This window comes from Vallitalea maricola (assembly GCF_036985595.1).
Taxonomy (GTDB): domain Bacteria; phylum Bacillota; class Clostridia; order Lachnospirales; family Vallitaleaceae; genus Vallitalea; species Vallitalea maricola.
On the sequence record NZ_BTPU01000050.1, the window covers coordinates 18349 to 30959 of the forward strand.

A 12611-nucleotide genomic window follows, 5' to 3' on the forward strand; every position below is an offset into this window, starting at 1 on the left:
AATATGTTGAAATAATTGAACAAAACAAAATTAAGTGATATAATAAATATAAAATATATAATTGATATTCATATATTAATTTAATATTATGAAATTTATTGGAGGGTGTTAAAAATGAAAGGCAAATTAAAAAGTACATTAATTTATGCTTTGTTTTTTGGAGGAATTTGGGGTATAACAGAGGCCACACTTGGTTATCTATTGAATTTAAGTACCATTGGTATTAGTGGTTGTGTTATGTTTCCTATAGGGTATTGTATTCTACGTAAAGCCTATAAGAAGAGTAATAATTTTTCAGTGATCTTTTATTCAAGTTTGATAGCAGGTATCATTAAATTAGTCAATTTATTTATGCCTATCTCACATCCAGTAAAAGTTATTAATCCAGCATTCGCTATAGTTTTAGAAGGATTGAGTGTAATGGCTTTAGTAGCATGGAGTGTTAAGAAAAACAAGGAAATAGGATTTTCTAGTGCATTATTAGCAGGTTTTTCTTGGAGAATCATATACTTTTTAGATGCAGTGATTCTATTCAATATTGGTATTCCATCTAGAATGATTAGTAAAGGTCCACAAGAATATCTGTTAAAATTCTTGATAATCAATAACTTGGTTAATGCCTTCATCATAATGTTAATTGCAAAAGCAGACAAAAAAGGTAAGATATTAAATGTTTCTGAACGTGCTGTAAAACCTATAACAGCTGTATGTTCACTTGTATTAGCTGTAGGTGTTCAATTATTGATGACATATATAAAAACTATAGCATAGTACATATTCTATAATTGTTAAAAATTTTATATTTACAAAATGAGAAATGCTGTTATAATATGTATGTAAAAGTAAATATGTTCGGATGAAGATTGCGGAAGAATTATCGACCGCTTTTGGACGAACCTCTGGAGAGACTCTTAATGAGCACCGAAGGGGAAAACTAATGAATGATTAGTGAAACTCTCAGGTAAAAGGACAGAGGATATATTCACTATAGAATATATTTTGTAACCAGAGGTCAAATCATATGATTTGGCTTTTTTTATTAATAAGCCATGGAATCATACCATTGGCTTTTTTTATTGTAAAAAGATACTATATTTTTCTATAACAAGACATAAATTATTAAAGACGGAGGATTTTGGATGGATACAATGATTGAAATATTTAAGAGAATTGATAGTGTGGTTTGGGGACCACCACTACTTATACTATTAGTTGGAACAGGATTATATCTAACGATTAGGCTAGGAATCATACAGGTTTTTAAGCTGCCTCTAGCACTGAAATATTTATTTGGAAAAGATAAAGATGATAAGGCTGATGGTGATGTATCTAGTTTTGCTGCCTTATGTACTGCTTTAGCAGCGACCATAGGTACTGGTAATATTGTCGGGGTTGCAACAGCTATAAAAGCAGGAGGTCCAGGAGCACTTTTCTGGATGTGGATTGCTGCATTTTTTGGTATGGCAACTAAATACGCTGAATCCCTGTTAGCAGTAAAATACAGGGTAATAGATGAGAATGGTCAGATGTCAGGTGGACCAATGTATTATATAGAAAAAGGACTAGGGAATAAATTTCTTGCTAAACTTTTTGCTATATTTGGTATTGGTGTTGCATTCTTTGGTATAGGGACATTCACACAGATAAATTCTATAACAACTGCTGTGAAGATTACTTTTAATGTTCCTGTAGCAGTGACAGCAGTTGTATTGACATTGCTAGTAACTTTCGTAACACTAGGTGGAATAAAAAGTATTTCAGGTGTGTGTGAATTCATTGTTCCTGTTATGGCTGTTTTATACATAATTGCTTCTCTTACAATAATTATATTTAATATAGAATCAGTACCAAGTGCAGTCTCATTGATTATTAATAGTGCTTTTACACCTATGGCGGCGGCAGGTGGATTCTTAGGTACAACAGTTATGAAAGCTATTCAGAACGGAATATCAAGAGGAGTATTCTCCAATGAGTCAGGACTTGGGTCAGCTCCAATAGCAGCTGCAGCAGCTAAAACTGATTCATGTGTTAAACAAGGTCTTATATCTATGACAGGTACTTTTTTTGATACTATCATAATATGTACTATGACAGGTATATCATTGGTTATGACAGGGGCATTCAAATCAGAATTCGCAGGAGCTGAGATGACTAACTTGGCATTCAAACAGGGATTACCTATAGCTGGTGGAGAATTCATCTTAACTATTGGACTTATCTTTTTTGCATTTACAACAATACTAGGATGGAATTATTACGGTGAAAGATGTACGGAGTATCTATTCGGGGTAAAAGGTATCGTACCATACAAATTAATATTTATAGGATTAGTAGGAGTAGGTGCGTTCCTAAAACTAGACTTGATATGGGTTATAGCTGATATCGTTAATGGATTGATGGCAATACCTAACCTTATTGGAATCATTGGTCTAAGTGGAGTCATATCATTTGAGACTAAACAGTATTTTAGAACTCTTAAGGAAGAAAGATATAGATAGGTAAAATTAAATGTAGAGTAATAATTATTATGAAAAGCTTAGGATGTTATTAATCCATAAGCTTTTTAAATTGTTTGAAAATGGACAATATTGTGCAATAAAGAACAAGATTATCTTCTAGTATCTATAGTTAACGTATGATATTATTTTAATAAAATAACAGTATTTAATAAACTTATCTTTTTATTTCCTTTAGAAAACTTTATAAAAATAATATACAATCTCCTTTTATTTTTTTGTTTAGATAGATTAATACATTAATAAATTAATGTATTAATCTATTAAATATAATCATAGAGTAATAGTTAACTAAAATTGACTAGATTAAAACCTATAAGAGACAAAAGAAATAAAAAATAGGAGGAAGGATTAGCATGAAGAAATTTCACAATCTTATGACTCTAATTATTGCAGTTTTATTACTTTTTACAACTATTACATGTACTAGTACGCAGGCACAACAGATTAATGAATGGCAGACTGGAGTAAGTTATAGTGTTGGGGATTTAGTAACTTATAATAGTACAGTTTATGAATGCAGACAGAATCATACTTCATTAGTAGGATGGGAGCCACCTAATGTTCCATCACTTTGGTTGGCAACTACAACACCAGATCCAGATCCAAATCCAGACCCAAACCCAGACCCTAATCCAGATCCAGGTCCAGGTCCCTCAGATCTTGAAAGAGTGGTTGTTGGATATTGGCATAATTTTGATAATGGTTCGGGGGTAATAAGACTTAGGGACGTAACTACAGATTTCAACGTAGTTAATGTAGCTTTTGCAGAACCAGTAGGTGATACATATACAATGGCGTTTTCACCTTTTAATGCAACAGATGCAGAATTCAAATCAGATATTCAAGAATTGAAGGCTAGAGGTACTAAGGTTTTAATTTCAATCGGAGGAAGTAATGGAACAGTTGAGCTACTTAATAACACAGCTAAGCAAACATTTATATCAACAATGATTAATATCATTGAGACTTATGGTTTTGATGGTATGGATATCGATCTTGAGGGCAGTTCACTATCATTAGATGCTGGAGATACAGATTTTAGTAATCCAACTACAACTAAGGTAGTTAACTTAATTGATGCAATAACAGCAATACGCAATCACTTTGGTAATGATTTTGTTTTAACTATGGCACCTGAAACTGTTTATGTTCAAGGTGGTTATAGTACATATGGAGGTTCTTGGGGAGCATATTTACCTGTTATCTATGCACTTAGGAGTGAGCTTGATTATATTCATGTACAGCATTATAATTCTGGTTCTATGGTTGGACTTGATGGTATGTCTTATACACAAGGGACTGCTGATTTTCAAGTAGCAATGGCAGAGATGTTATTAAAAGGATTTCCAGTAGGTAATAATCCTAATAATGTTTTCCCAGCTCTAAGAGAAGACCAGATAGCTATAGGTATACCTGCGTGCAGTAATGCGGCAGGGGGTGGCTATATTAATAATACTGAAATGAAAAAAGCTCTTGACTATATTGTAAAAGGTCAATCGTTCAATGGACAGTATCAGTTACAAAAACCAGAAGGATATCCTGACTTAAGAGGAATTATGACATGGTCAATTAATTGGGATGCTTATAATAATTATAATTTCTCAACATTCTATTCTAATTATTTTGGCACTCTTGGAATTATTAATCCAACACCAACACCTCCACCAGCAGGTAAAAGGATAGTTGCCTATTATCCTGAATGGGGAGCTTATGCAGGACATAACCAATATGCACCATCGGATATCCCATGGGATAAAGTGACTCATATAAATTATGCATTTGCAGATATTAAAAATGGGGAAATTGCATGTTTTGATGAATGGGCAGCCAAGGGTATATCTTTTGGAGAACCTTGGGATTCACCTTACAAAGGATGTTTAGGTCAGTTCAAAAAATTGAAGCAGCAATATCCTAATACTAATATCCTTATTTCAGTAGGAGGATGGTCAAGATCAGCAGAATTTCATAATGTTGCGGCTACACAGGCTTCAAGAGAAAAATTTGCTCTTAGTGTAGTAGACTTTTTAAGAGAATGGAACTTTGACGGTGTAGACATTGATTGGGAATATCCAACATTCTACCGAGCAGGAGATACAGTTGATAATCCTAATGATCTAGGTACACCTTATGCGACTCCAGATGAGAAGCAGACTTTTACTTTGTTACTACAACAGCTTAGGACTACTCTTGACCAAGCAGGTGCTGCTGATGGAAAATATTATTATGTAACTACTGCTGTAGGTTGCGGCAAAGATAAAATAGACCAGACAGAGCCTAATCTATACGCACAATATGTAGATTTTATCAATGTCATGACTTATGATATGCATGGTGCTTGGGAAGGCATAACAGGTCATCAGTCACCAATGTATTTTGATACTAATGCAGAAAATGCTTACAGGTCCTATTTCCAAACATTATATACTGACCCTGCGGAAGTAGAAGCCAATGTTGAATTAGCTAGGAAATACACAGTACATGAAGCAATGGAGTATCTGAAAACTTTTGGTATACCAGCTGATAAACTAGTTCTAGGTTCACCATTCTATTCAAGAGGATGGGCAAAAGTACAGAATAATGGACCAATAAGTACTTTACCAGGATTGTATGCAACTTGTTCTGGCACTAATCATACAGGTACTTATGGGGCACATGGTATTTGGGATGGAGGAAGATACGCTGGTAATAACCCATACTATACCATGATAAGCAAAGAGCAAGACAACTCATTCCAAAAATATCGTGACCCAGTTTCAAAAGTTCCATATCTCTATAGTGAGTCAAAAGGAGAAATGTACACTTACGAGGATGCTGTCTCATTACAAGAGAAAATTGATTACGTAATTAATAATAACTATGGAGGTATCATTTTCTGGGAACTAACTGGTGACTATGTTGCAGCTACTGGCACTAACAAAGGTGGAACAGGTGAATTAGTTAATCTACTTTATAATGGGTTACTTGGACCATAAGAATGTTAATAATTAATGGATGGTATCAGTTTTGATACCATTCTTTTTTATAAATATTTTTAAATATTAAATATAATTTGAAAATGTATACAGAAATTCCCATTGATGAGGAAGTATATAATAGGCATTTTATATTTCCTTCAAAAGATAAAGTGTATATTATCAAAGATGAAGATGATAAATTAATTATAGATATTTATCCTTTCAAAGGAGAAGTTAAATATATAGAACCCAAAATTGAAAAATACTCAAATAATAAAAATAAAATTTTAAAATAACCATCCAATATTAAAAAAATGGATGGTTTTTGTTATAATGATACAATACGGGGGGGGATAATTATGGGAAAAAAAGCAGCTAAGAGACAGAGTATTACTACCAAGTATTTTTTGAATTTTATTATATTGATTATTATACCTGTATTGTTAATTAGTTTCCTACTGAATATGGCTTACAAAAATATTTTTGTAAACCACTATTCTGAGATGGTCATGCAAACTATGGAACAGATGTCTATAAGAATACAGGACGAATTGAATAATATTTCCTTGAAAAGTGCTATGATAGGAAATGATTCAGAAATAATCAATCTAGTATCTAGGATGAAAAAATCTGAAGCTGAGGGTTATCAGCGTTTAGACCTGTCTAATCAAGTAAATTCTAAAATAAATTCATTGTTGAATTGCTCTGATGATATATATTCAGTTATTTTCTTTTATAAAGACGGTGGACATTACTATTTCAAAAGCCCTTTGATTCAAGACGAGAAAACTTTGAGAAAAGAAGCTTGGTATAGGGAAACCATCCAGAATAAAGGTAGAATCATAATGCCAGAAAAAACAAAAGAACTAATAAGCACTGGGCTTAGTCAAAAACAATTGTATTTTTCAATGAGTCCAGATATCTTAGGTGAACAGAATGAAGTTGAAGTGGTTTGCTTTGTTTTTATGCCCAAAAGTATAGATTCTATATATGCCAAGTATCAAAATCAAAGAATGGGAACAGGATTACTAATAAATAAAGATAATGATATTATCGTATCATCAGATAATAAAATCACTAAAGAAAATATCCAAAAATGTGGTCTCTTCAATCAAAATTATATAAAGAGCAGTTATAATGATGTAGTGTTGAATAATAAGAAAAATATGATCTATACTTACTTAACTAATAACGATAAATGGTTACTAGTCAATATAATTGATTACAATATGCTAACCAGTGAGATGAATCAGGTAATGATGTACTTTGTTTTAATCTATATAGTCATAATTATTCTATTCATTATTTTTGCTGTTTTCTTTATCAAAGACATAATTACTCCAATCAAACAATTAATCAGTAAGATGAAAAGCGTTCAAAAGGGGAATTTTGATGAGAAGATTGTTGTAGAAGGTAGTTCTGAAATAGTTGAAATGGGTGAATCTTTCAATAATATGGTATCGGAGATAAATCAATTGATTATTGAAAGGGACATCCAAGAAAAAGAAAAAAGCAATGAAGAAATGAAAGCCTTGCAGGCTCAGATTCAACCTCATTTCATATATAATACCTTATCATCGATTAGACTCATGGCAATGGTAGCAAAAGTAGATGGTATCAAAAATATGACTGATGCCTTTATGAAGCTCCTTTCTGCCATATTTAAGCATAATGATTCCTTGATTAAGGTAAAAACAGAAATAGAATATCTTAATAATTATTTGTACATAATGAAAGTCAGATTTGATGAATTATTCACAGTTGAATATGACATCAGTGAAGAAATAGAATCTTTATATATGATTAAACTTACCCTACAACCTCTTATAGAAAATGCTATTCATCATGGAATCAGTAAAGTTGATAGGAAAGGTATAATAAGAGTTAGAGGTTATCTACAGGAAGAGCTCTTAATATTTGAGATAGAAGATAATGGGGTGGGTATTGAAAAAGAAAGAATATATGACATAATCCATAGCAAAAAAAGTGAAGACAGGAAAAGTTTTAACCATATAGGTGTAAACAATGTGATGCGGAGAATAAAATTGAATCATGGGGAAGGTTATGGCATTACAATTGATAGTGAATATATGAAATACACAAAAGTTACATTAATACTTCCAATAATACACGAAGGAGGAAAAAGTGATGTATAAAATTTTGCTTGTAGAGGATGAACCTATTTTCAGATTTGCTTTGAAAACCTTGATAGAATGGGAAAAGTACAATATTGATATGAGTTTGGAAGCGCCCAATGGAAAAAAAGCATTGGATATAATGAAAGATAACATGGATATTGATGTTATTATAACAGACATAAATATGCCTGTTATGGATGGACTAAAACTCATAGAAGAGATAAATGAAATGTCTATAAATCCAGCAATCATAGTACTTAGTGCCTACGATGATTTCCATTTGGTTAGACAAGCTTTCAAGTACGGTGTAACTGATTATATACTTAAAAGGGAAATGGAACCTGAGCAAGTATTAGAATTAGTGCTTAATGTAATTAATAAGCATAATAAGGTTAAAAAAAGTCACAACCAGGTCAAGAAAGACAAAAACAAATTCCTTAAGAGCTTATTATCTGACAGAGAAAATTATGATATAGATCAGGAGATAGATGATTATTCTATTAGATTGTATAGCAGTAACTTGACTGTATTGTGCATCCTTGTAGATAACTTCAGGCAGATTGAAACTAGATATAAAGATAGTATCAAAGATTTTGAAAGAAGTGTGGTAAGGGCAATAGACCAAGTACTGAATAGACTGGAATTTGGAGAAGTATTTCCAATGTCCTCAAAGGAATACATTATTATTCTATCAAGCAAATCAAACAGCCTGACTAAGATAAATAATGAAATAAATGAAATTCTGGAAGGTATTAGGCATGTTCTTTTTAATGGAGTTAATATCAAAACTAGTATTGGAATAAGTGATATAAAAAGCGGATATGACTATATACCATTTTCTTATACACAAGCAAAGAGAAATGCACAGTTAAGATTCTTATTGGGAAAAGGAAAGAATATATTTCCAGAAGACTCTATATATGTAAAAGAAAGTAATAGACATAGTATTATTGGTGAAGAAAAAAAATTATTAAAAGCATTGGATAAGCTCAATAAAGGAGCTGCTTTTCAAGAATTAGAAAGGATATTTGGGATTATCAGTACCTTCAAGATAAAGAAGATAAATGATATCCTTATACCTTATATGGAATTGTTTTTCCTGATTTCCCAGTACATAAATGATATTGATATTGATTACAGTCTTCCTAATGAAAAGGTTGATTTTTATGAGCATATAAAAGCATATGAAACTATTGATGAAGTAAATGCATGGATAAAAAGTTTAGTAGAAGATATAATCAATTATCTACAAGAGGGTAGATATCTAGGAATAAGTTCATCCAGTAAAAAGGCAAAACAGTTTATTGAAAACCATTATATGGAGAAGATTACATTCAAGAATGTATGTGAGCATGTTCACCTAAGTGAAGCATATTTCAGTAAAATATTCGCTAAAGACTTAAAGCTTACCTTTACAGAATATTTAACGAAAAAAAGAATAGAAGAAGCCAAGACATTATTATCAGATACAGATATGAAGATATATGAGATTTGCTATTCAGTAGGATATGCTAATGTTGAACACTTCAGCAGAACCTTCAAAAAAATAGTTGGTATGAGTCCAAAACAGTATAAGAAATCCTAATACTTAATAAAGCACAAAAAAACATCAAGAAAAACAATAAATATCATAAAATCTATAAAAAGTTATCAGTGTATAAAAAGATTTATTAATAATTGCATAAAAGATATCATAAATAGCCTAGTATAAATCATTAAAAATGACTAATTAATATTGTAAGATATATATGAAATTACATATAGGGTAATTATTTATATAAACTCAAGGAGGGAATGAAAATGAAATCATTCAAAAGGCTAAGTGTTTTATTATGTTTAACTTTATTGATAAGTATCATTGGGGTAGGATGCCAAAAAAAAGAAGATGACAATGGGGAAAAAGAAGTTTCTAATAATGTTCAAAAAGAAAACAGCGAGGAAACTAATAAGAAACCTGTTACTTTGACTTTTGTACTATGGAATGAAGTTGGTTATGAATATCTTACAGGGATAAACAGCATTAGTGAGGCTTATAAAAAAGATCATCCTAATGTGACTATTAAGGTAGAGCAGATTCAACCAACAGAATATGATAATACAATGAAAATAAGAAATTCAGCTAATCAATTACCAGATGTATTTTTGGTAAGAGCAAGTAACCTGTTAACCTATAAAGAGATAATGGTACCATTGAATGAGCTTGAAGCTGCTAAAAACAATAATGTAGCTCTTGATTATGCGTTAGATGGTAACGTTATAGGAATTCCACAAGGAGCATTCAATGAATTTGTTTACTATAGAAAAGACATTTTTGAAAAATATGACCTGGAGATTCCTAGAACTTGGGATGAAGTCATAAGTACTGCCAATACAATCAAGGAGAAAGGTGAATATATTCCACTATTACTTGGTGGAAAGGATTCATGGACAACATATCCATTCAATGAATTCATGCCATTATTACAAGCTAATGATGGAAAATACTGGAGTGATATGGCTTCAAAAGATGAACCATTCAGTAAGGGCGAACCTTTCTATGAATCATACACTAAGATAAAATCACTCTATGATGCAAAAGTATGTGGAAACGATCCACTTGGATATGGTTGGGATCAACAAAAAGCTATGTTCCTAGCAGGTGAAGGTGCAATGTTAGCAGCTGGTCAATGGTTTGCTCAAGAATATGACACTATGGGTGGCAACAAAGATGAAGATCTTGGTATATTCGTTCTTCCTGTACGTGAATCAAAAGACGAACCATTAAATGTTATTACAACTGCTGAAGGTTTTATGGGTACTCCAAAAACAAGTAAGAACATTGAAGAAGCAAAAGAATTCATTAACTGGTTCTATATGAGTGATTACTATAAAGAATATGTAGATTACACACAACAATTATCTACTATGAAAGATGTAAGTGCAGACATACCTTTCTTTAACCAAGCTTTTGAAGGTGTTGATCTGGAATATGTAGTATATGATGCAGGAAATGAGGAATACAAGAAAATAGCTGACACTATAAGCTTTGATGTAAAAGGTATGGGACAGGATATGTTGGCTGGAATAGATTTTGAAAAGATGATGAGTGACATGAATAAGAAATGGAAAGATGCAAGAAATAAATAAGCTGCATATAACCTAGAGGGATTCTTTATTTTAATTATAATTACAAGCTTTGAAAGAATTAATATCAACTTTCTTTCAAAGCTTTATTTGAAAAAACAATAATAGCTTTTTACCTTATATAGAGGGGATGGACAGTGTAATGTTAACTAATAGAAACAGACAAAAAAATATAATAATTGTAAGTTTCTTAGTTATTCCTACTATCCTATTGGCAGTGTTTGTCATATTTCCTTTGTTCAAACTTTTTCATCTGAGTTTTACTGATTGGGATGGTATGAGCAAGTCAATCGGATATGTTGGAGTCAATAACTATGTAGATGTTGTTAAAGATAGTGATGTATGGGTTAGTTTAAGGAATAATGGTACTTATTTTGTGATTCATCTACTATTTATTCCTATTGAAATGTTTATTGCATTTCTATTAGATAAAAGAGTAAGATTCTCAAAAGGATTCAAAGGAATAGTTTTCCTTCCATATATAATTAATGGTGTTGCAGTGGCATATATGTTTTCATTTCTTTACAGTTCTCAAGGGGGAGTTTTAAATTCAATCTTAGAATTGTTTGGAGTCGCTCCTGTATCATGGATCAGTAATATGAAAACAGTCAATTTCTCACTGGCTGCTGTATCCATTTGGCGATTCTGTGGTATACACGTTATATTATTTTTAGCAGGTATTCAATCTATTCAGGGAGAGATGTTGGAGGCTGCTAAGGTTGATGGAGCTAATTCATTCCAATTGTTCACTAAGATAGTGATACCTAACATTAGAACAGTAATTGAGATTATACTATTCTTGAATGTAAGAGGTGCACTAATGATATTTGATATTCCGTTTGTAATGACAAGTGGGGGACCAGGAAAATCAAGTACAACTTTTACTCTGTATACAATACAGCAAGCATTCACTTATAGCCATTTCGGTAAAGCATCGGCTATGGCAGTTGTTTTACTGTTAATGATAGTGATATTGAGTGTTATACAGAAAAAGGTAATATCAGAGAAGAGGTGAATAGGATGAAAAGGAAAAATAAATATAAATTTAAAAGAAACTTAGTTGAAGTGCTGAAAATAATGTTTTTCTTAGGAATAACTATAGTTGTATTTCTTCCTATTATGGTTACTGTTTTTGCATCTTTCAAAACTCAATTTCAGATTGGTTCAGAATTTCCTTTGAAACCTCCTACACAATTTTTCTTGGATAATTTCAAGTTTGTATTTGAGAAAGGAAATGTACTTACAGGACTTAAGAATTCACTTATCCTAGTAACTGTTTCAGTAGTGGTAAATGCAGTATTATCGACAATGATTGCCTATATTCTCAGCCGTTTCGATTTCAAACTCAAGAAAATGTATTTTTTGATATTTTTGATGGGTATGCTTGTACCAAGTTTCGTTACAGAGATAGCAAGGTTTGGGATAATTACTAAAGTAGGTTTGTATAATACTCTGTTAGCACCAATAGTAATATATATCGGAACGGATTTGATGCAGATATACATCTACATGCAATTCATGAATCAAATACCTATGAGTATTGATGAAAGTGCGATGATTGATGGAGCTTCATATTTTACCATATACAGGAAAGTAATATTTCCAATGGTCATACCAGCAACTGCCACTTTGGGAATACTCAAGGCAGTTGAAGTAATGAATGATATGTATATTCCTTATTTGTATATGCCATCAGAAAGTAAACGTACGCTGACAACCATGTTAATGAGCTTTGCAAGTCAGAGAAGCGGGGCATGGCCTCAATTAAGTGCCGCAGTAATAATAGTAATGATACCAACGGTTACTTTATATATTGTTTTCCAGAAATACATATTTGATGGTATTGTCGCTGGAGCAGTAAAAGAATAGGGAGTTAA

General features: G+C 31.8%; 9 protein-coding genes and 1 riboswitch. All 9 genes read left to right on the top strand.

The features are described 5' to 3' along the window. The first annotated feature begins 114 nt into the window (after positions 1–114). The 9 genes from AACQ14_RS14650 (at position 115) to AACQ14_RS14690 (ending at position 12603) form a co-directional block, all read left to right on the top strand. Entirely contained in the window at positions 115–771 is a 657-nt protein-coding gene (locus tag AACQ14_RS14650; RefSeq protein ID WP_339364331.1) for a hypothetical protein, read from the top strand. A 118-nt stretch (positions 772–889) separates the two neighbouring features. Continuing rightward, a riboswitch (glycine riboswitch) is annotated at positions 890–983 on the top strand. A 156-nt stretch (positions 984–1139) separates the two neighbouring features. Further along, a complete protein-coding gene (locus AACQ14_RS14655) occupies positions 1140–2498 on the top strand; it encodes an alanine/glycine:cation symporter family protein (protein ID WP_339364332.1) in 1359 nt (452 codons plus the stop codon). A 374-nt stretch (positions 2499–2872) separates the two neighbouring features. Continuing rightward, positions 2873–5491 carry a glycosyl hydrolase family 18 protein gene (locus AACQ14_RS14660; protein WP_339364333.1) on the top strand — a complete coding sequence of 873 codons (2619 nt, stop codon included), beginning with the start codon at positions 2873–2875 and terminating at the stop codon, positions 5489–5491. Between the two features lie 83 nt (positions 5492–5574). After that, positions 5575–5769 (top strand): hypothetical protein, encoded by a 195-nt coding sequence (locus tag AACQ14_RS14665; RefSeq protein WP_339364334.1) that lies wholly within the window; start codon positions 5575–5577, stop codon positions 5767–5769. 63 nt (positions 5770–5832) lie between these two features. After that, entirely contained in the window at positions 5833–7629 is a 1797-nt protein-coding gene (locus tag AACQ14_RS14670) for a cache domain-containing sensor histidine kinase (protein ID WP_339364335.1), read from the top strand. Next, complete coding sequence (locus AACQ14_RS14675; RefSeq protein ID WP_339364336.1) at positions 7622–9196, top strand: response regulator; 1575 nt, start codon at positions 7622–7624, stop codon at positions 9194–9196. Before AACQ14_RS14670 ends, AACQ14_RS14675 begins: the two co-directional genes overlap by 8 nt. Before the next feature lie 215 nt (positions 9197–9411). Then, positions 9412–10737: an ABC transporter substrate-binding protein gene (locus tag AACQ14_RS14680; RefSeq protein WP_339364337.1), complete on the top strand. Its 1326-nt coding sequence runs from the start codon at positions 9412–9414 to the stop codon at positions 10735–10737. Between the two features lie 139 nt (positions 10738–10876). Then, a complete protein-coding gene (locus tag AACQ14_RS14685) occupies positions 10877–11749 on the top strand; it encodes a carbohydrate ABC transporter permease (protein WP_339364338.1) in 873 nt (290 codons plus the stop codon). 5 nt (positions 11750–11754) lie between these two features. Continuing rightward, the gene (locus tag AACQ14_RS14690) at positions 11755–12603 is read left to right on the top strand and encodes a carbohydrate ABC transporter permease (RefSeq protein WP_113672363.1); all 849 of its coding nucleotides are present in this window, start codon (positions 11755–11757) and stop codon (positions 12601–12603) included. Positions 12604–12611 lie beyond the last annotated feature (8 nt).

Bases quoted from the DNA above. Each gene is read 5' to 3' on its own strand.
- AACQ14_RS14650 (WP_339364331.1), top strand. From the start codon at position 115: ATGAAAGGCAAATTAAAAAGTACATTAATTTATGCTTTGTTTTTTGGA.
- AACQ14_RS14655 (WP_339364332.1), top strand. From the start codon at position 1,140: ATGGATACAATGATTGAAATATTTAAGAGAATTGATAGTGTGGTTTGG.
- AACQ14_RS14660 (WP_339364333.1), top strand. From the start codon at position 2,873: ATGAAGAAATTTCACAATCTTATGACTCTAATTATTGCAGTTTTATTA.
- AACQ14_RS14665 (WP_339364334.1), top strand. From the start codon at position 5,575: ATGTATACAGAAATTCCCATTGATGAGGAAGTATATAATAGGCATTTT.
- AACQ14_RS14670 (WP_339364335.1), top strand. From the start codon at position 5,833: ATGGGAAAAAAAGCAGCTAAGAGACAGAGTATTACTACCAAGTATTTT.
- AACQ14_RS14675 (WP_339364336.1), top strand. From the start codon at position 7,622: ATGTATAAAATTTTGCTTGTAGAGGATGAACCTATTTTCAGATTTGCT.
- AACQ14_RS14680 (WP_339364337.1), top strand. From the start codon at position 9,412: ATGAAATCATTCAAAAGGCTAAGTGTTTTATTATGTTTAACTTTATTG.
- AACQ14_RS14685 (WP_339364338.1), top strand. From the start codon at position 10,877: ATGTTAACTAATAGAAACAGACAAAAAAATATAATAATTGTAAGTTTC.
- AACQ14_RS14690 (WP_113672363.1), top strand. From the start codon at position 11,755: ATGAAAAGGAAAAATAAATATAAATTTAAAAGAAACTTAGTTGAAGTG.